The organism is Pelotomaculum propionicicum (genome assembly GCF_004369225.1).
In the GTDB taxonomy this organism is placed as follows: Bacteria; Bacillota; Desulfotomaculia; order Desulfotomaculales; family Pelotomaculaceae; genus Pelotomaculum_B; species Pelotomaculum_B propionicicum.
Window position 1 is genome coordinate 24,773 of record NZ_QFFZ01000032.1, and the last position, 18,280, is coordinate 43,052.

Genomic DNA, 18,280 nt, shown 5'->3' on the forward strand with positions numbered 1-18,280 from the left:
CCAGGCGGACCGCAAGCCTTCGGGCCTTACTGCGCAGACGGGAAGACTGGCTAAAGGCAATCGGGTTAACAATGGTCAAAATGTCTATTAAAATTTTAACACTGCCTTTTAAAGTCTTCTCCAAAAGAACTCGTTCGGCGGTTACAAGACGATACTGTACTAACGCCAAATCCAGCACACTTATAAAGTCATCAGTTGGACACGGCTTTGTAAGAAAGCGAAAAACGTTCCCTTTATTTACAGCATCAATAGCTGACTGCATATCAGCCTGACCCGTCGGCATGCGGAAATCAGAAACCACAACGGCAAACGTTTAAATGGTGCCAGTTGTTGAATTGTTGAATTAAATTGCCCAGTTGTTGATAATTTTGTCCAAAAAAAGGTGAAATGGTATGCTGTGGAGAATCAGTATTAAGGTGATAATATGGGTAGAGACCCTCGTCCGCATGCAGTCAATACAATTTATCATGTAACAGCCCGTGGCAATAACCGGGAAGATTTGTTCTTATCTGATAAGGACCGCGAAGCATATCTCAGGTTATGGCGGAAATATAGTCGGGAGCTGGAGTTCGACGTCTACGCATATGTTTTGATGACGAATCATGTGCACTGGCTGATTCGAACCGGTAGGGTATCCATTTCTGTTGTAATCCACAGTATCCATAGTGTATATGCAAGAATATTCAACCAGACCCACGAAAGGGTAGGGCATGTTTTTCAAGGAAGATTCGGTTCACAGGTTTGCCTGGATGACAGGTACCTTTTATCTCTTTGCCGTTATATACACAGAAATCCCTTGAAAGCAGGGCTGGTGGAAAATTTGTCCGAATATCCTTGGAGCAGTTATTCCGACCTGTGCGGCAAAAGAAATGATACTCTGGTAAATCAGGGATTCTGGACTGATTATTTTAATGAGCCGATAGCTAAAGGAGTTCGTGAATTGGTGGAGGGAAAGGCTGAAGAATATGAATTAGGTTTAACAGAGCAACCTCCATTCAAATGCAAGAGTAATGATAAAAATGAAAAACGTCCCGGTCTTGATGAGTTGGCTGGCGTTATAGCCGGGAGGCTTCAAACCACGACTGAAGAACTACAGGGCGAAAGCCGCCTGCAGAGATGTGTGCAGGCACGGAAACAATTCATTATTGAAGCTGTTCGAGATCATGCGTATAAACGTTCCGAGGTAGCCCGTTTTCTTAAAAAGGACCGGTCATTAGTGACTAAGGTGTTGCAGGGACAGTTTTAATCCCCGTTTGCTGGGAGTTATTCAACAATTCAACAACTGGCACCATGGAGGAACTCATATACCGCCCGGGCCGCTTTTTTGTTCATACCCTTTACCGCGGCCAGCTGCTCCGTCGTTGCTTTCTCAATCTCCCGCAAAGAGCCGAAGGCCTTCAGCAAAGAGCGGCGGCGCACCTCGCCGATGCCTTCCACCTCGTCCAAAAGCGACTTGAGCCCGGCTTTGTCTCTAAGGCTGCGGTGATAAGTAACGGCAAAGCGGTGGGTTTCATCCCGCAAACGCTGCAGCAGCTGCAACGCCCGGGAGGTTGGCGCCAGGCTGATTGGTTCGGCCTGGCCCTCGGCGAAAAGCAGTTCCTCCTCCTTGGCCAGCCCAAAAGCGGGAATACGGGAAAAACCCAGCTGCCGCATGACATGGCGGGCGGCGGAAAGCTGCCCCTTGCCGCCGTCAATTATCACCAGGTCGGGGAGCACATGAAATTTTGCTTCCCTGCTGGAAATCTGGCCGGTGTGCAAAAGCTCCCGCTCCTCCACAGCCCTGGTGAAGCGCCTCCGCAGCGCCTCCTGGATTGAGGCAAAATCGTCAGGCCCTTCCACGGTGCGTATTTTAAAGCGCCGGTACTGATCGGGGGCAGGCTTGCCTTCTACGAACACAGCCATAGCGGCAACGCTGTCAACCCCCTGGGTGTTGGATATGTCGTAACATTCGAGGCGAAGCGGCGGATTTTCCAGGCCCAGCGCCCCGGCCAATTCGGCCAGCGCCTCCGCCGTATGATCACGGCGGGACTCCGCCGCCAAACGTTCCTGCTCCAGGGTTAAGCCGGCGTTTTTGGCCACCATCTCCACCAATTTTTTCTTCTCACCACGCCGGGGCGTCTTTAACAATACCCTTGCGCCCCTTTTGCCCGTCAGCCAGGTCTCAATGACAGCCTGCTCCTCGCCAATCCCCGCGGCCAGCAGGATCTCCCCCGGCACAAAGTCAACGTCGGTATAATACTGCTTGATGAAAGCGGACAGCACATCCTGGCCGCTTAAACCTTCCGTCCCTTTCAGCATGAAATGCTCCCGGCCGATCAGCTTGCCGCCGCGCACAAAAAACACCATCACGCAGGCCTCTTCCGGCGCCTGTGCCACAGCCACCACATCCTGGTCCTCAAAGCCGCCGGTGATAATCTTCTGCCTCTCAACCACCTCGCGCACCGCCTGCAGTTGGTCCCGCAGCCGGGCGGCCCGCTCAAACTCCAGTTTTTCCGCCGCCTCTTCCATCCTCGCCGCCAGGAGCTTGATCAGGTCCTCCTGCCGCCCCTCCAGGAAGAGGCACACTTCATTGATCATGGACCGGTATTTATCCCGGTCAACCAGCCCGCCGCACGGACCCAGGCAGCGGTTGATATGGTAATTCAGGCAGGGCCTCCCCCTCGCTGCCGGCTCTTTCTGCTTGCAGGAGCGGAAAGGGAATATTTTCTTAAGCAGGCGCATGGTTTCGTTTACCGCTCCCACCCGGGTGTAGGGACCAAAGTACCTGGAGCCGTCTCTCAGATGACGGCGGGTAATCATAACCCTGGGGAAATCGTCCCTGAGGGTTACCTTCAGGTAGGGGTAGCTTTTGTCATCTTTGTACATTACATTGTAGCGGGGGCGGTGTTCCTTGATCAGGTTTTGCTCCAGAATCAGCGCTTCCACTTCCGAGTCGGTAACGATAAGGTCAAGGTCAGCCACTTTTTCGAGCATGAGCCTGGTTTTAGGCGGCTGCTGCGCACCGGGTTGGAAATAGGAGCGCACCCGGTTCTTGAGCGACAAAGCCTTGCCGACATAAATAATTTTACCGGCTTCGTCCTTATACAGGTAGACCCCCGGACTGGCGGGGAGATGTTTTAACTTCTCCTCAAGCTGCATTTTAACACCGCTTTCGATAATCATCTTTTACTTGCCAGGAAGCATTTTACAGTATATGCTTAAAGCGAGGTGTTTTAAGCATGGATAATAAAATGATGGTTCTCCTCGAAGACATAAAATCATTGGTCATGGTTAATATTGAGGGCCAAAAAGCTTTTGAGGAACGGTTCGAAAGACGCTTGACAAACTTGGAACTCGAAATGGCCGAGATTAAGAAGACAATATTGGTAGTTATTAAAGAAATCAGTAATATCAAGATTGAACTTGCCGATGTCAGAAATGAACTTGCCGATGTCAGAAATGAACTTGCTGATGTCAGAAATGAACTTGCTGATGCTAAAAATGAACTTGCTGATGCTAAAAATGATTTAAAAGTACTGGAAAGCAAAGTAGCCCAACTAAGAGAGACAGTAACCGCCAGTAACCGCAAAAACGAAATGTGGTTTGACTTGCTGGCCAGGGAGTATGGCAAGCTGCGTTTGGAAATGGAGACTCTAAAAGAAGAAGTCAACCTTATCAGCCAAAATGTCCAGATCCCGGTGGAACATCCGGCAGAATAGTTATGAGACAACGGGACGGTTCTTTTGTCTCACTTCGCTATTATTATCCAACATCTCCAGTGTTCTAAACCTGCGTCCAAAAATCACATATTACGTCTCAGCCGCCAAAACCAGAAATTTCCACAGCTTCCTCCGTCAAATCCAGGCTCAGGTACGGGCCTTTTTCCAACACCTTCTGCAAAAACTGCCCGGTATAAGAATTGCTCACTGCCGCCACCTCTTCCGGCGTGCCGGCGGCCAGAACCTCACCGCCCTTGTGCCCGCCTTCCGGGCCCAGGTCGATAATGTGGTCCGCGGTCTTGATCACGTCCAGGTTATGTTCGATCACCACCACGGTGTCACCCGCCTCCACCAGGCGGTGCAGCACTTTCAGCAGCCTGTCGATATCGGCGGTGTGCAGCCCGGTGGTGGGCTCGTCAAGGATGTAGAAAGTCCTGCCGTTAGAGCGCCTGGACAACTCGGTCGACAGCTTTACCCGCTGGGCCTCTCCCCCGGAGAGAGTAGTGGCGGGCTGCCCCAGGCGGATATACCCCAGCCCGACGTCGTGCAGCGTCTTCAGCCTGCGGTAAATTTTGGGGATGTGACGGAAAAACTCGACCGCCTGGTCTACCGTCATCCCCAGCACATCGGCAATGCTCTTGCCCTTATACTTGACCTCAAGAGTTTCCCGGTTATAGCGCAACCCCTTGCAGACCTCGCAGGGAACATAAACATCCGGCAGAAAATGCATCTCTATCTTAATGATCCCGTCGCCCTGGCAGGACTCGCAGCGCCCGCCCTTCACGTTGAAACTGAAGCGGCCGGGCTTATAGCCGCGCATTTTGGACTCCGGAATCTGGGCGAAAAGATCCCTGATATCGTTAAACACACCGGTATAGGTGGCCGGGTTGGAGCGGGGCGTCCGCCCGATGGGGGATTGGTTTACATCGATCACCTTGTCCAGGTGCTCAATACCCCGGATACCCCTGTTTTGCCCGGGCTGAGTCCTGGCTCCGTGCAGTTCCTGGGCCAGTTTCCGGTACAGGATGTCATTGACCAGGGTGCTCTTGCCCGATCCTGAAACACCCGTGACGCAGATAAACACACCCAGGGGAAAGGATACATCAATATTTTTTAAATTGTTCTCAGCAGCCCCCAGCACCTCAATCGCCCTGCCGTTGGGCTTGCGGCGCAAGGTAGGCACCGGTATGGCCTTTTTGCCGCTCAGGTACTGCCCGGTGATAGAAGCGGGGTTTTTGGCGATATCCTTATAAGTCCCTGTCGCTACCACCCGCCCGCCGTGCTCCCCGGCGCCGGGACCGATATCGATAATGTGGTCGGCTTTCAGCATGGTTTCCTCGTCGTGCTCCACCACGATCAGCGTGTTGCCCAAATCCCGCAGCCGCTCCAGCGTCCCCAGCAGGCGCTGGTTGTCACGCTGGTGCAGGCCGACACTGGGCTCGTCCAGAATATACAGCACGCCCATCAGGCCCGAGCCTATTTGAGTGGCCAGCCTGATGCGCTGGGCCTCGCCTCCCGCCAGGGTCCCCGCGCCCCGGTCCAGCGTGAGGTAGTCCAGCCCCACGTTAACCAAAAAGCCCATGCGCTCGTTAATCTCTTTTAAAATCTGCCTGGCGATAAGCTGTTCCCGCTCAGTCAGTTCCAGGCTGTGGAAAAATTCCCGGGCCTCCAGCACAGAGAAACGGGTGACCTCAGATATGGACAGGCCGCCGATCTTCACCGCCAGCGCCTCGGGTTTCAGCCTGGCTCCGCCGCAGGAGGGACAGGCCCGGCTGCTCATGTACTGCTCAATGTCCTCGCGCTGGTGCTCGGAGTTGGTCTCCTTGTAGCGCCTGGTCAGATTGTTGATAACTCCTTCAAAAGGCACAAACATTTCATGCTTGCGGCCGTAAAAATCATTTTGCAGGACAAAGTGGAAGCGCCTGCCGCGCGTACCGTACAGGATCACGTCCAGGTGCTCCGGAGCAAGCTGGCTGACCGGCGTTTCCATGCTGAAGCCATAGTGGCCGGCCACCCCCTCTAAAAACTGGTAGGAATAGCTCCCCTTGTACCACCCGTCAATAGCTCCGGCGGCAATGGACTTGCTCCGGTCCGGGATGACCAGGTCGGGGTCTATCTCCCTCTTTATCCCCAGGCCGGTGCAGTCAGGGCAAGCCCCGTAAGGGCTGTTAAACGAAAAAAGGCGCGGTGAAATCTCGGTGATGCTGATGCCGCATTCAACACAGGCAAAGTTTTCACTGAAAGTGATCTCCTCACCGCCGGCCAAGGCCGCCACCGCCACACCGCCGCCGTGCTTCAGCGCCGTCTCCAGTGAGTCAGCCAGCCGCCTTTCGGAGCCGGGCCGCACAATAATCCGGTCAACCACCACTTCAATGGTGTGCTTTTTATTCTTGTCAAGCTTAAACTCTTCGGAAGCATCCAGCACTTCGCCGTCTACTCTTACCCGGACAAAACCGCTGCGCCGGATGTCCTCAAAGATCTTCGTATGCTCACCCTTTTTACCCTGAATTACCGGAGACAGGATTTGCAGCCGCGTGCCTTCAGTCAGGGAGGCTAGGTGGTCTACCATCTGCTCCACCGCCTGCCTGGCGATCAACCTGCCGCAGCGCGGGCAGTGCGGGCGCCCCACCCTGGCGTAAAGCAGGCGCAGGTAGTCGTAAATCTCTGTAACCGTACCCACGGTAGAGCGGGGGTTGTGGCTGGTCGTCTTCTGGTCAATGGAAATGGCCGGTGAAAGTCCCTCGATATAATCAAGGTCCGGCTTGTCCATCTGCCCGAGAAACTGGCGGGCATACGCGGAGAGCGACTCCACGTACCTCCTCTGTCCCTCGGCATAGATAGTGTCAAAAGCCAATGAGGACTTGCCCGAACCGGAAATACCGGTAATCACCACAAACTTGTCCCGGGGAATCTCTATATCTAAGTTTTTAAGGTTATGGGCGCGGGCGCCCTTGACTACAATTTTGTCCAGCATAAAATCTCCTTGCAAAATCCTTATTAAGATAAATTTCTCATATGTGAGACAAGAGAACCGTTCCCTTGTCTCACCCCCTCCGTTTGCCTGCGTCCCCCAGTTTGCTACCCAAGAGGACTGCCTGGATCCCACGTCCCACTTCCCACTTCCCATCACCCAACTACTGGGCGTCGGGGATGGCGGGGCCGATGCCTTTTTCTCCTCTCAGCTGGAGGCGCAGCTCGATAATCATGTCCCTGAGCTGGGCCGCCCGCTCGAAGGCCAGTTGGCGGGCCGACTGCGCCATCTCTTTTTCCAGGGATGCGATGGTTTTCCGCAGCTGGGCCTTGGTCATCCTTTTGCCTGTGAGAGGCACAGCCTCGTAAAGAGCCTTCGGCTCGGCGACCCTGGTAGCTTCTATCACATCACGTACAGCTTTGCGCACCGTTTCCGGGGTGATGCCGTGCTTTTGGTTGTACTCGATCTGCACCTTGCGGCGGCGGTTGGTCTCTGAGATAGCCCTGTTCATCGAGTCTGTGACCCTGTCCGCGTACATGATGACCTTTCCCTCGACATTGCGGGCCGCCCGCCCGGTGGTCTGGATTAATGAGCGCTCGGAGCGCAGGTAGCCCTCTTTATCAGCGTCAAGTATAGCCACCAGGCTGACCTCCGGCAGGTCCAGGCCTTCCCGCAGAAGGTTAATCCCAACCAGCACGTCAAATACCCCCAGCCGCAAATCCCTTAGTATTTCCATGCGCTCGATGGTCTTGACATCCGAGTGCAGGTAGCGCACTTTGATCCCGATCTCACGCAAATAGTCTGTTAAATCCTCCGCCATCTTCTTGGTCAGGGTGGTTACCAGCACCCTTTCCTCCCGCCTGACCCGCAGGCGGATTTCACCGATCAGGTCGTCAATCTGGCCTCTGGTGGGGCGCACGAAGATTTCCGGGTCCACCAGCCCGGTCGGGCGGATAATCTGTTCCACCACCTGGTCACAGTTGCTTAATTCATATGGGCCAGGTGTGGCTGAAACGTAGATCACCTGGTTTAAATGGGAAACAAACTCCTTAAAAGTGAGGGGCCGGTTGTCATAGGCGGACGGCAGCCGGAAGCCGTATTCAATCAGCGCCTTCTTGCGGGAACGGTCCCCCTCGTACATCGCCCCCACCTGAGGCACCGCCCAGTGGGACTCATCTATGAACATGATAAAATCTTTGGGGAAGTAGTCCAGCAGGGTATAGGGGGGTTGTCCCGGCTCCCGGCCGGTGAGATGGCGGGAGTAATTCTCGATCCCGCTGCAAAACCCCATCTCCCGCATCATCTCCAGGTCGAACCTGGTCCGCTGCTCCAGGCGCTGCGCTTCCAGCAGCTTTTCCGCAGAGCGCAGTTCGGCCAGCCTTTCCTCCAATTCCGCTTCAATGGTTATAACCGCCCGCTCCATTCTCTCGTTGGAGATGGCGTAGTGGCTGGCCGGGAAGATCGAGACATGCCGGCGCTCCCCCAGGACTTCGCCGGTAAGCACATCAAACTCCAGCATTCTCTCTACTTCATCGCCGTTGAAATCTACCCGGATGGCCTTTTCCGAGGCTGAGGCCGGGAAGATCTCCACCACATCGCCCCGTACCCGGAACTTGCCCCTGATAAAGTTCATGTCGTTGCGCTCGTACTGGATGCTGACCAGTTTGCGCAGGACAGAATCCCGGTCGTAACGCTCGCCCTTGCGCAGGGACAGCACCAGGGTGCTGTACTGCTCCGGGTCGCCCAGGCCGTAGATGCAGGAAACACTGGCCACAATAATCACGTCCCGCCGCTCAAAAAGGGCGCAGGTGGCCGAGTGGCGCAGCTTATCGATCTCGTCGTTCACAGACGAGTCTTTCTCAATATAGGTGTCTGTATGCGGAATATAAGCCTCAGGCTGGTAATAGTCGTAATAGCTGACGAAATACTCCACCGCGTTGTCCGGGAAGAATTCCTTAAACTCGCCGCACAGCTGGGCGGCCAGGGTCTTATTCGGCGCCAGCACCAGGGCCGGGCGCTGCACAGCCTGGATGACCTGGGCCATGGTATAGGTTTTGCCGGTGCCGGTAGCGCCCAGCAGCACTTGTCCCCGCTGCTTTCTGTTGAGTCCTTCCACCAGCGCGGCAATCGCCCCGGGCTGGTCCCCCCGCGGCTTGTATTCTGACTTCAGTTCAAAGGTGCGCATGGCTTAACCTCTTATTCGCAGTATATTATTAGTATACCATAAGCACCCACAGACCAAAAGTATGTTCTGTTTTTTAGCAAAAAAAGTGGACACCCCCGCAGGGAATGTCCTCCTTGTATGTGCTGCCTGCTTGCCGCCGCGGCAGTATCCTCCAGCGCAATCTCTCCCGCGGCAACCACCGTCTCAACCGCCACACCGGGAGCAGCGGCAACAACTGCAAATTCATTTGCTTCCGCGGCTTCCCTGGCACTAACCCTGGCTTCAGCCGGCTCGGCATGCTCCACATCGTACAGGTCACCTTTCAGGACAAGTCTGGCTGCCGCGGGAGCCGCCGGCGCCACTCTGATTTCATTTACAGCTATCTCTGTTTGATAGGTAATTTTATAGAACTTCGCCCCTGAAAACCCACGGGCTTGTCCCGGAGGAGGTTCACATAAACCTTCAAGACTGCCCACCCCCGCCGCCGGACTGGCCGCCGCCGGAGCCGCTCCCTTCACTTTGTCCGCCGCCTGCTTTGCCGGCGCCGGCGCCGTCTATAGTCTCAATTTTTTTGATTTCACCGTTTATCTGCATCTCCACGGTTTTTCCATCCCGGGTGGTGACCCTTAGTGTTGTTTTACGGCCTGAACTGCCTTGAGCCTCTTGCCCGCTGCCACTTCCGCTGCCCTGGCTGCCGGACTGTTGGCCCTGGCCACTCTGCTGTGCCTGCTGGCCTTGCTGCCCTTGCTGTCCCTGCTGCGCCTGCTGGCCGCCCATCTTGTTCCAGCGCTGCTCCAGAAGGTAAGCTTCACTTTTTGTGATCAAGCGTACCGGGGTTACCTTGGCAGGCACGTCAAAGTCCTCGTTTTTAACCTGGGTATCGTACTGCCAGTGTCCCGTGGTGGCCATACCCACCGCAGCGTCAAAAGCATACTGCGCAATCAAATCGGGCATCACATCAATTTCAGCGTCATGCTCACCGGCCGCCAGCGCGCGGGTGGCTTGCTGGTCAGCGCCCACCCCCACAGTAATCACCCGCTGGTCCAGGCCCCGGCTCTTTAGCAAGGAGGCGGCTGCCGCAGCCATACGGCTGTCAGTGGCCAGCACAGCGTCGATCTGGTTGTTGGCTGAAGCCAGCGCCTGCTCAAGAGTAGCCGTAGCCTGCTGCGGGTTCCCTTGTGTGTGTTCCTTTACCTGAACCACCTGTACCTGCGGCTGATCCCGCAAATATTCCAGCACCGATGAAGTGATGTCACGCGAAACCCGGTCATTTTTATCGCCCTGGAGAATGACCGTCTTCAGCGGAGACGGGCGCCCCTGGGCAGCGCTAAGAATGTAGCGGGCCATGAGCTCCCCGGTCCGGGCATGGTCGGAGGCAATGTACCCATCTACCGGTGAGTTGACCGGTAGTGTTTCCAGAGCGATTACCCTGATATTGGCCTGGGCCAGCTTGCGCACCAGCCTGGGTCCGGCGGCTGGGTCCACCACCTGGAGAACCACCGCCTTAACATTCTGGTTTATGAGTTGGTCCAGGTCCTTTTCCTGCTGAGCCGGATCGTTTTTAGCATCCAGCCAGCTGATATTCACCCGCTGCTGCCCCTGCAGGCCGCTCTGTTGCCCCTGTCCCCCCTGCTGTCCCTGAGTTCCTTGTCCGCCGCCCTGCACCGGTACAACATCGAGGCCGGCCTGCTGACCGCTTTGCCCCTGGCCGCCTTGCTGCCCTCCCTGCTGACTTTGAGTGCCATTCTGCTGGCTGTTTTGGCCCTGGCCGCTCTGGCGGTCCGACATGATTTTTTTGATGATCCGGTTGCCATCTCTTTCCATATCGGCCAGGCTGACTGCTATTTTAATTTCCTGGCCGCCGTTGCTGACTATCTTCTTTTGCTGCTGTCCCTTTTTAGAACACCCGTATAAAAACGGGATGGTAGTGATAAAGATAATCATGACTAACAAGTATAAAAGGCATTTTTTTATACCGTACACGGCCTTCACCCCGTTTACCGCTATTGATTTTTTATTATGTCTAAAATCCTGTCTAAATATTGAGCGGTAAGTCGAACGATTATATTACAATTTATGTTATTTAATCTTCTATTTTCCATATTTTGCATTATAATTAATAATGAGGTGATAATTGATGAAGGTTGTTTCAGCATTTAAAAACCTGTACCAGGGAGAAATAACCAGGATCAAAGAGGCACTGGAAGGACCTGCTCCTCCCTTTTTAGTAACTGCTGTGGAGAACGCCCGGCGCGACTGGCGGGAGGCACTCAGAGAACTGGACCACATCGACCGGGACCTCGACGAATATGTTATTTTCAAAATTAACGCGGCTGAAAGGCGCTACATGGCGCTGCTGGAACAGGCCAGGAGAGAGGGCGTGCGGGCCTGGCCGGCCCTGGCGGAATATCCCTGTGAAAACATGGTGCACACCCCTGCCGGCAACGCGGATAACGCGCCCATCTGCACAGGATGAAAAAGCCGGGCACATCGGCCGGCTCTTTATCCTTCAGCTATGATCTTGTATTCATCCCTGACCTTTTGGAAGTCCTCCCAGACAGGGCGCTTCTTGTTCATATCCCTCAAGAGGGCGGCCGGGTGGTAGGTGGGCATGATTTTTATGCCGCTTTTGCTGACCAGCCACTGGCCGCGCATTTTAGTAATCCTTGCTTCCGGATCGATCAGGTTTTGCAGGGCGGTGCTCCCCAACAGGACGATCAGATCCGGGGAAACCAGTTCGATCTGCCTGTAAAGCCAGGGCAGGCACTGCCCGGCTTCTTCCGGACGCGGCGCCCTGTTGCCCGGCGGACGGCACTTTACTACATTGGCAATATAGGTATGTGTGAACCGGTCCAGGTTAATTGCAGCCAGGATCTGGTCCAGCAGCTGGCCTGCCTTGCCGACAAAAGGACGCCCCTGCAGGTCTTCGTCAGCGCCTGGTCCCTCACCGATCAGCATCAATCTGGCATTGGGATTCCCCTCCCCGAAAACCACGCCGGTGCAACCGGCCCGTAAAGCGCAGCGTTTGCAGGGCAAAGCCATTTCTTTTAGCTCCTCAAGGCTGTTAACACCGCTCAGATCGTGGTCTTCCCTGTAAGTAACCTTGTTCACGACACCACCCCCTAAAAGTTCTTTTCTCCCGCACCCCGGATTTTCCTGCAAAAAAAATCACGCAACCGGTCCATCCCAGATCAGCGTGATTTGTTTTTATTCTCTATTCTGAATTCTGACTCCTGAATTCTGTATTCTTGTTCCTTATTCAATCCTTTCCAGAATGATCTTGTGGTCAACCAGGGACAGTTCAGCAATCCTGGCTTTGATCATTTTCCTCTTCCCAAAGATATCCTCCAGCAGCAAGCCATCCTCGTATGGCACAACCCGGTCCACCGCTTCCAGGAAAAGCTCATCCTGCTCTCCCTGCTTCCTCAGATAAGCGTTAGATTCACACAAAATATCTTCACCTCCGTAAAACAGCTGCGGCCTGTCACCCGGACAGGCCTTCGCGTCCTGCCGCGCAATGTTCCTTATTCAGACTGATATCATCCGGGCCTTTTGACTTGATTATATCCCCGCCCACTATTAGAGTCAACGCATAAATTTGCCCCAGGCTTGTTGCAGCCACCGCCCCAAGGGGCCAGTTGTGAGCAGTTCCAGGTACCGGCTTTCGTTGCTTTCAGGAACTGGCGCCAAGCCCCAGGTTTGCCCCGGTACAGCCTGGGCCACAATTACACTCCTGGACGTCCCGGCAGAGCGGCTATGGTAGTCTACCGCCACGGGCGGTATGGAGTTCTGCATCAAATAACGGAATTCAGCATTACTCAGAGGCCTGATCCCGTTTATTGACATAACGACATCCCCCGGGCGCAGTCCGGAGCGCCAGGCCGGTCCTCCCGGCAGCACATCCATAACTCGTAATCCCTGCTCCGAGGGAACATAAAGGGGCTTTCCCTTCAATTCAATCCTTTTGCCTATATATATTACCGCTTCATGCCCGAGCGGAGAAAGTAGCGCCGCGAAAAAAGCCACTATCCTGCTTTGCCCGGCCAATAACGCGAGCGCCAGCAGGGTCAGGCTGTAGATACCCAGGAAAAGTGCGGAAAGCCTGCTCTTTTCAACCGGGCTCCTGGCAATGGCGATATCACCATAGCCAAGCCCCGCCACCAGAGGCTGCAGCATAAAAATGAGGTTCTGGAGGTCCCCCTGAACAACCGGGTTGATTAAAGGCCACCAGTCAGGCATTGCCACACTGCTTCCTTCAATGGAACTCCCGGCCAGTACCACCAGCGCCACAATGGGGATAGGCCAGAATTTCTGCAAAGTGAAGCCGCCGACCACATTACCCTCCGGCCCCTTGACGTAAGCGGGCACCGCTCCTAAATGGCCGCTGGCCAGGATCAAAAAGCTCTCCACCATGTGCAGGATGGCCACCAGGGCCAGGATCTGCGGTACGCTTATCTGCGGGTATCCCAGCAGCAGGCTGGACAGGGCCAGGATGCCCCCGGCGTAGGCAAAGCATAAAAAGCGGATATTGACCAGCATAAGTAAAACGGCCACCGGCCACAGGTAATACAAGTCACCGGAAATGGTCAAGCCCACAAAAACCAGCAGGCAGCTGCCGGCCAGGCCGCCCAGCAGGCCGAAACCCGTGGCCACGAGTATGTCGATCCCACTCCGCCTGGTCTTTACCCCAAAAAAGTCCGTCCTCAACCTTTCCATCCGGTTGTACTGCACGGCGATCAAAGCGAACACCACCAGGAAAAGAAACAGGAAAGCCGGGTCGGCGAAGGCCTGCAGGAAACTTATAAAGATTAAGGGCAGCACTTCAGAAAAAGGAAACAAGCGGCGTCACCTCAACTCTGAAAAGTATTTCCCGCTGCGAGTTTACTCATCTGTGGAAAGGGGACACCTCTTTTAGAGCAATGTCCCCAAATCTTTTAATACTTCTGTTAGTAATGTACAGTATTTGGATTTAACCGGCGGTTTTTTGTTTAATTATTTCGAGCGCCCGGTCAAGCTGCACGTCGCGGGACTTGTCTTCCAGGGGCTGCACCAGGACATCCGGTTCGACCCCTTTTTGGTTGATATCATTTTTATTGGGTGTTAAATAGCGGGCGGTAGTCAACTTCAGACCGGCCCCGTTGTTCAGCGGGAAAACAGTCTGGACAACGCCCTTGCCAAAAGTTTTAGTGCCTACCAGTGTACCCGCGCCCGTGTCTTTCACCGCTCCAGCCAGTATCTCGGAAGCGCTGGCGCTGCCGCCGTTGATCAAAACAACCAGAGGGAGCCCTATTGTACGGCCCTCGGAGGAAAACTCCTGGTCCTCACCGACACGGTAGTCAATAAAAACAATCGGGCCTTTGGGTATAAAGTTTTTCGCCACATTTACCGCGGTGCCCAATTCGCCGCCCGGGTTATCCCTGAGGTCCAGAATCAGGCCGGTAATGTACTCACCTTGCAGCTTGCTGAGCGTTGCTTTCATTTCTTCAGCTGTCCGCTCCGTAAATTGGCTGATAATAATATAGCCGATTTTCGTGCCTGACAGCACCTGGCCTTCCACCGTAGGCACACTTATTTCCTCCCTGACCAGGGCAAACTGCAGCGGCTCGGCATTACCCTGCCTGGTTACAGTCAGGCTTACAGACGAACCGACAGGCCCCCTCATCAGCTTTAAGGCGGTTTCCATATCAATGCCGCTGGTGTCTCTATCGTCGATTCTGGAAATGACATCACCGGCTTGAATGCCCGCCTTGGCCGCCGGCGTCCCCTGATAGGCGCGCACTACTGTGAGCTTTTGCTCCTTTAAGCCCACCAGTATGCCCAGACCCCCAAAAGAACCTTTGATCTGCTCCTTGAGCTGCGCGTAGGTTTTCGGTTCCAGGTACACTGAGTAGGGATCATCCAGCGAGTCTACAATGCCTTTTATGGCGCCGTCCACCAGCTGGGTGGAGTTTACCGGCTGCAGGTACTGCGTGCGCACCAGAGTGATCACTTTAATCAAATTGCCGAAATGTTTATAATCGCTGGCTAGAAGGCCGCCCACCAACACAAACAGGACAACCAGTATAATCCCCGCCGTCTTAAGCCACTTGCCGCCGCCAGACCTGGTCTTGTAATTATTATAGTCCAAAACTCACACCTGCCGTTCCTGTCTTCACATACGTTATTATACTACATTACTGTGGCAAACATGTCCAATAATTAAGGATTTCTACCCTTATTAGAAGCACAAGCCGGGATCAATAATCCCGGCGGCATAGTTGGAGTCATACAATCTTTAGGTTTTATTAAAAATAGTTCATCGGGTCTACCGGTTCACCGTTGACATAAACAGTAAAATGAAGGTGCGGGCCCGTGGAAAGCCCGGTGCTGCCAATCCTGGCAATGGGGTCCCCTTTTCTTACTTCCTGACCCTGGTAAACCAGTTGGCTAGACAGGTGAGCGTACAGAGTCGTGACGCCCCCGCCGTGATCGATCATCACAATATTGCCGAAACCGCTCATGGAACTCGCATCTATAACGGTGCCGTCCTGAGCCGCCACCACGGTGTCCCCGTAATCCGCGGGAATGTCAATGCCCGAGTGAAAACGGGTCGAGCCCAGGATGGGGTGTACGCGGTAGCCGAAGGGTGAGGAAATATCAGTCCAGCCGGGCACCGGCCAGGCGAACCCGCCGCTGGAGGCAGGACGGTCTTTCGAGCGCAGTCGGGCGATCTCTTTCAAAATAGACTGTTCCTGAGCTTCCAGCCTGGCCTCCTCGGCTTCAATATCCCACAAGTCGGACTCCGCCTTGCTTAATAGAATATTTTTCTCTTTTTGCCTGAGCGCAAGATCTTTGCGGGCCGCATCCTGCTCGGTGATCAAAGCTGCGAGCATTTCCTGCTGGACCTGCAGGTCGGCCTTTTTATTGTCAAGTCTCTGACGGTCGGCTTTAACCTGATTAACAGTTGATACGTCCTGTTGCACCACCCGCTTTAACATCTCAAGGCGGTTGATGAAGTCGCTGAAATCACTCGCTTCAAAAAGAACTTCAAGGTAGCTGACATTACCCGCCTCGTACATAGTGCGCACCCTTTTGTTTAACATCTCCGTACTCTGGTCAAGTTTTTTCTCGGCATCTCTCAGTTCGGCCTCGGTCTGACGTTGATTTTCGCTGACCCTGGCCATGTTGTCTTCCAACTCCTTGAGCTGAAGGCTTCTCTGAGTGATCTGGCTGTTTAGGTTAGCCACCTGCCCCGCATAATCATTGACAATGCCTCTGGCCTGGTCGGCTTCAGACCTCGTCTGCTCCAACTGCTCCCTGGTTTGGTTCAACTGATCCTCCAGGTCTTCGCCGTACGCTATACCCAGTGTGCCCGTCAGTATCACCATCGCCACTACCAGGAACAACGTTTTTTTCTTAAAAAAACCTGCAAACAAACAAATCACCCTTTAAAATAAGATATTGCCGGCTAACATTATCAACTGCTTAACTGATTTTGTTCGGATAAATCCGAACCTACATTTAATTAGAAATTCAGCTTATCTACGCCCTCAAAAACCTGCGCATGCTGATCAAGCTACCTGTCGCACCGATAATCAATCCCAGCCCAATAAGCCCTCCCATCAGCGGTTTAATCAAATCACGGTCTGTCACCAGCTGCATAAAAGGCAGTGAGAGCTGAATATTTCCGATCAGGGAGAGGTATCCGAAGTAAACAACCAGCACAGCTATAAGCGAGCCGGCCAGCCCGAGCACCATGCCCTCCAGGATGAAAGGAAACCTGACAAACCAGTCGGTTGCCCCGAGGAATTTCATAATGCCGATCTCCTTGCGCCGGGCATAAACAGAAAGGCGGATAGTGGTGGCGATCAGGAATACCGCTGCGATTCCCAGCAGGATCATGGTAGCCAGTCCCGCCGCCCGGACCCACTTGCTCATGGCCAGCAGCTTTTCCACCACGCCTTGGCCATAGCGTACCTGGTCCACCTGGGCGAACGACTCAAACTCACCGGCCAGCGGCGCCACCTGGCCGGCGGTGATTGTCTTTATACGGAGAGTGTCAGGCAGCGGATTCTTTTCCTCCAGGCCGGACAGGATATCTTTTTTATCACCGAAGCTTTCCTTCATCTCTTCCAGAGCCTGCTGCTTGCTTATAAAAACAACCTGGGTCACTTCAGGCATGGCTCTTATTTTATTTTCAAGATCCTTAATCTGATCGGGAGTGGTCTGATCTTTTAGAAACACACTGATTTCAACGCTGGATTCCAGGTTGGCGGCAATGTTGTTGGCATTCATCACCAGCAGCATGGAACTGCCTAAAATCAGCAAAGAAACAGCTACAACTCCAATCGACGCGATGGAGATCCAACTGTTGCGCACTACAGACTGAAAGGCCTCCCGGAAATAATAAGAAATGGTCTTAATCCTCATAGCGGTAAGCACCTTCTTCCTCGTCCCGCACGATTTTACCGCCTGTGAGTTCAACCACCCGTTTTTTCATGGCATTCACGATATCCCAGGCGTGGGTGGCCATGATGATAGTGGTGCCACGCCTGTTAATTTCTTTAAAGAGCTTCATCAGCTCCCAGGACGTTTCCGGGTCCAGGTTGCCCGTGGGCTCGTCGGCGATGATCAGGATCGGGTTGTTCACAATCGCCCGCGCCACGCACACCCGCTGCTGCTCTCCGCCGGACAGGTGGCCCGGGAAAACACCCGCCTTTTCAGCTAGACCTACCATGCTTAAAACGGCAGGCACCGTCTTTTTTATCTCCCGATTGGAAGCGCCGGTTACTTCCAAAGCAAAAGCTACGTTTTCTGCTACGGTTTTTTGCGAAAGCAGGCGAAAATCCTGAAAAACCATACCGATTTTACGCCTCAGGTAGGGAATATCCTTTTGGCGCATACGCACCACGTTTTTCCCGTTGAAGATAATCTGGCCGCGAGAAGGAAGCTCCTCTCTGTATAAAAGCTTGGTCAGGGTAGATTTGCCCGCCCCGCTGGGGCCGACCAGAAAGACAAACTCGCCTTTATTAATGCGCAGGGTAACATCAGAGAGCGCTTTGTTGCCACCTGGGTAAACCTTGGTCACATTTTGCAGCTGAATCAATCCCCGCACCTCTCAATTTAAAATCGACGCATACTACAGACTATAGAAAAATTCGACGGCAAAAGCGTTGAATCCTTCCTGAAAAGGGACAAAAAGCAAAGGGGGACTAATAGTTTGAAGGCAAAAAGCAGTTGTTGACGAAAATAGGGAGATAATACTATGCAGTATGAATTAAGCCCGGGAGGGGAGAGCCATTACAGAAAGATAGGATGAATCATGAGGCAAAACCGTTACATTAGGCTCTTAAGTCCAAGTATCTTTGAAAAATGGAAAGAAACTAAGCAAACCCATGAAAAGACAATATGAAACCAGGGGCCGCCGCCAATGATAGCCATTCTTTAAAAGAGGTATTCGAGGGTAAA

15 protein-coding genes are annotated in these 18,280 nt (G+C 53.8%); 3 read left to right on the forward strand and 12 right to left on the reverse strand.

What is annotated here, in order from left to right:
- Positions 1 to 424 precede the first annotated feature (424 nt).
- Positions 425 to 1,246 carry an REP-associated tyrosine transposase gene (locus Pmgp_RS20920; protein WP_134214425.1) on the forward strand — a complete coding sequence of 274 codons (822 nt, stop codon included), beginning with the start codon at positions 425 to 427 and terminating at the stop codon, positions 1,244 to 1,246.
- 29 nt (positions 1,247 to 1,275) lie between these two features.
- Here the strand turns inward: Pmgp_RS20920 and uvrC are convergent, their stop codons facing one another.
- The gene (gene uvrC, locus Pmgp_RS13065; RefSeq protein ID WP_134214441.1) at positions 1,276 to 3,138 is read right to left on the reverse strand and encodes an excinuclease ABC subunit UvrC; all 1,863 of its coding nucleotides are present in this window, start codon (positions 3,136 to 3,138) and stop codon (positions 1,276 to 1,278) included.
- Positions 3,139 to 3,218: 80 nt separating this feature from the next.
- Between uvrC and Pmgp_RS13070 the strand changes: the two genes are divergently transcribed.
- Positions 3,219 to 3,698, forward strand: coding sequence for a coiled-coil domain-containing protein (locus Pmgp_RS13070; RefSeq protein ID WP_134214426.1), 480 nt, complete (start codon positions 3,219 to 3,221; stop codon positions 3,696 to 3,698).
- A 97-nt stretch (positions 3,699 to 3,795) separates the two neighbouring features.
- On the opposite strand, the gene uvrA is transcribed toward Pmgp_RS13070, so the two are convergent.
- From uvrA to Pmgp_RS13090, 4 genes are all read right to left on the reverse strand, one after another.
- Positions 3,796 to 6,672, reverse strand: a complete 2,877-nt coding sequence (uvrA, locus tag Pmgp_RS13075) for an excinuclease ABC subunit UvrA (RefSeq protein WP_134214427.1) — start codon at positions 6,670 to 6,672, stop codon at positions 3,796 to 3,798.
- A gap of 160 nt (positions 6,673 to 6,832) precedes the next feature.
- Entirely contained in the window at positions 6,833 to 8,854 is a 2,022-nt protein-coding gene (gene uvrB, locus Pmgp_RS13080) for an excinuclease ABC subunit UvrB (RefSeq protein WP_134214428.1), read from the reverse strand.
- 11 nt (positions 8,855 to 8,865) lie between these two features.
- Positions 8,866 to 9,351: a hypothetical protein gene (locus tag Pmgp_RS13085; RefSeq protein ID WP_134214429.1), complete on the reverse strand. Its 486-nt coding sequence runs from the start codon at positions 9,349 to 9,351 to the stop codon at positions 8,866 to 8,868.
- A complete protein-coding gene (locus tag Pmgp_RS13090) occupies positions 9,296 to 10,816 on the reverse strand; it encodes a substrate-binding domain-containing protein (protein ID WP_134214430.1) in 1,521 nt (506 codons plus the stop codon). Before Pmgp_RS13090 ends, Pmgp_RS13085 begins: the two co-directional genes overlap by 56 nt.
- A gap of 154 nt (positions 10,817 to 10,970) precedes the next feature.
- Between Pmgp_RS13090 and Pmgp_RS13095 the strand changes: the two genes are divergently transcribed.
- Entirely contained in the window at positions 10,971 to 11,309 is a 339-nt protein-coding gene (locus Pmgp_RS13095) for a DUF2508 family protein (RefSeq protein ID WP_134214431.1), read from the forward strand.
- A gap of 26 nt (positions 11,310 to 11,335) precedes the next feature.
- On the opposite strand, the gene Pmgp_RS13100 is transcribed toward Pmgp_RS13095, so the two are convergent.
- The 7 genes from Pmgp_RS13100 to ftsE form a co-directional block, all read right to left on the reverse strand.
- A complete protein-coding gene (locus Pmgp_RS13100; protein ID WP_427910037.1) occupies positions 11,336 to 11,944 on the reverse strand; it encodes a uracil-DNA glycosylase in 609 nt (202 codons plus the stop codon).
- 144 nt (positions 11,945 to 12,088) lie between these two features.
- Positions 12,089 to 12,283, reverse strand: a complete 195-nt coding sequence (locus tag Pmgp_RS13105) for a CooT family nickel-binding protein (protein ID WP_134214432.1) — start codon at positions 12,281 to 12,283, stop codon at positions 12,089 to 12,091.
- 135 nt (positions 12,284 to 12,418) lie between these two features.
- A complete protein-coding gene (locus Pmgp_RS13110) occupies positions 12,419 to 13,672 on the reverse strand; it encodes a PDZ domain-containing protein (RefSeq protein WP_134214433.1) in 1,254 nt (417 codons plus the stop codon).
- A gap of 130 nt (positions 13,673 to 13,802) precedes the next feature.
- On the reverse strand, positions 13,803 to 14,960 hold the full coding sequence (locus tag Pmgp_RS13115; RefSeq protein WP_134214434.1) for a S41 family peptidase: 1,158 nt from the start codon (positions 14,958 to 14,960) through the stop codon (positions 13,803 to 13,805).
- A gap of 157 nt (positions 14,961 to 15,117) precedes the next feature.
- Positions 15,118 to 16,248 (reverse strand): murein hydrolase activator EnvC family protein, encoded by a 1,131-nt coding sequence (locus Pmgp_RS13120; protein WP_243119845.1) that lies wholly within the window; start codon positions 16,246 to 16,248, stop codon positions 15,118 to 15,120.
- Positions 16,249 to 16,354: 106 nt separating this feature from the next.
- Positions 16,355 to 17,254: a permease-like cell division protein FtsX gene (ftsX, locus tag Pmgp_RS13125; RefSeq protein WP_345789148.1), complete on the reverse strand. Its 900-nt coding sequence runs from the start codon at positions 17,252 to 17,254 to the stop codon at positions 16,355 to 16,357.
- A complete protein-coding gene (gene ftsE, locus Pmgp_RS13130) occupies positions 17,232 to 17,918 on the reverse strand; it encodes a cell division ATP-binding protein FtsE (RefSeq protein ID WP_134214436.1) in 687 nt (228 codons plus the stop codon). The genes ftsX and ftsE overlap by 23 nt, the downstream gene beginning before the upstream one ends.
- Between the last annotated feature and the right edge of the window lie 362 nt (positions 17,919 to 18,280).

What these genes read in the sequence shown, in the direction of transcription:
- Pmgp_RS13070 (WP_134214426.1), top strand. Translation starts at nt 3,219, where the DNA reads ATGGATAATAAAATGATGGTTCTCCTCGAAGACATAAAATCATTGGTC.
- Pmgp_RS20920 (WP_134214425.1), top strand. Translation starts at nt 425, where the DNA reads ATGGGTAGAGACCCTCGTCCGCATGCAGTCAATACAATTTATCATGTA.
- Pmgp_RS13095 (WP_134214431.1), top strand. Translation starts at nt 10,971, where the DNA reads ATGAAGGTTGTTTCAGCATTTAAAAACCTGTACCAGGGAGAAATAACC.
- uvrB (WP_134214428.1), bottom strand. Translation starts at nt 8,854, where the DNA reads ATGCGCACCTTTGAACTGAAGTCAGAATACAAGCCGCGGGGGGACCAG.
- uvrC (WP_134214441.1), bottom strand. Translation starts at nt 3,138, where the DNA reads ATGCAGCTTGAGGAGAAGTTAAAACATCTCCCCGCCAGTCCGGGGGTC.
- uvrA (WP_134214427.1), bottom strand. Translation starts at nt 6,672, where the DNA reads ATGCTGGACAAAATTGTAGTCAAGGGCGCCCGCGCCCATAACCTTAAA.